The following is a 1345-nucleotide window of genomic DNA, read 5'->3' as shown; positions in this document are numbered from 1 at the left end:
GGTACCGTCAATAAGTTTGTGTAAAAAAGTAGGGTGATCCGGTGGAGGGTTATTTCCCCTCCTCGCTTTCGGTCTGAGATCCATAACGTTCCTCAAACATGGCGTGCAGTTCAGGGCTTGCTTCTTTGAACCCACGGAGTTTGCGCGTAGACCATTTGGTGTTGCATTCATCTGAAACCATATAAATCACCTTTTCCACGGCTTCTTCTGAGGGAAGGCTGTTCATCGTTTTCAGACGTTTCTTGAATTCCTTCATAGTGCGCTCGATGATGTTTGTCGTGTAAATCATCGGGCGGATAGAGGAAGGATAGTTCAGGAACGTGGTAAGAGCGTTGAAGTCCTCTCTCCAGGACTTGGCGATTTTGGGATATTTCTTTTGCCAAGTTTCACAGAAGGCATCCAACTGTTCTTCAGCTTCACCGTTACTGTTCGACTGATAGATAGCTTTCATGTCTTGACTGATCGCTGAGCGATCTTTCTGTCGGACCTTGTTCAGCGTGTTCCGTACTTTATGGAAGACACAACGCTGCACATCAGCTTTCGGATAGATAGCTTTCATCGCTTCTTCCAGCCCTGGAAGACCATCGAAAATACCGAGAAGTACTTCTTCACAGCCACGACGGTAGATATCGGAGAGCACCTCCTCCCAGCCGAGGGAACTTTCCTGGCCACCGACATAGAAGCCGAGAATTTCACGAAAGCCGTCTTCCGTGACACCAATGACGACGTATACGACTTCATTAGCTACATCATCCCGGCGTAACTTCAGATAGGTACCGTCGAGATATAGCACGGCATATCTTTTCTGAAGTGAACGTTCCTGCCAGGCACGGATATCTTCCATCACCACATCGGTGATGTTACTGATGGTACCTGGGGCGTAAGCGTGGCCAAGAATGCGCTCGAGGAAATTTCCGATTTCGCGCGTACTCATGCCTTTCTGATACATCGTGATGATTGTTTCTCCCAACCACTGTTCATAACGCTGATAGGGTTGGAACACTTGTGTTTGAAACGAGTTTTCTCGATCTCGTGGCACCTGAAGGTCTTGGATGCGACCGTATTTCGTATCCAATTGACGACCGTAACTGCCGTTCTTATAGTTTTTTAGCTCAGGATTCTCTTCGAAAAATTGATTCATCTCTTCCTTCATAATTGTTTCTAGCTTCTCTTGGACGAAAGAGCGGACTAATTCGTCCAATTGATTTTCGAGGTTGTTTTGTCCTATACTTGTAGACATGAGGTAGGGCATCTCCTTTCATGAGTTGGTTTCGTTGTTTACTCTGAGGATACCCTACCTCTTTTTTTGTCTTCAAGAGTTTTACACAAACTATTGTACGTCATC

The 1345-nt window shown here is 46.0% G+C and carries 1 protein-coding gene; it reads right to left on the bottom strand.

The features are described 5' to 3' along the window. Window positions 1-49: 49 nt before the first annotated feature. Window positions 50-1240 (bottom strand): IS256 family transposase, encoded by a 1191-nt coding sequence (locus tag FPQ13_RS13065; RefSeq protein WP_144089741.1) that lies wholly within the window; start codon window positions 1238-1240, stop codon window positions 50-52. Window positions 1241-1345 lie beyond the last annotated feature (105 nt).

Source organism: Allobacillus salarius, assembly GCF_007559425.1.
Lineage (GTDB): Bacteria > Bacillota > Bacilli > Bacillales > Alkalibacillaceae > Allobacillus > Allobacillus salarius.
Note: the sequence above shows the minus strand (reverse complement) of the source record. Positions and strands in the feature narration are given on the sequence as shown.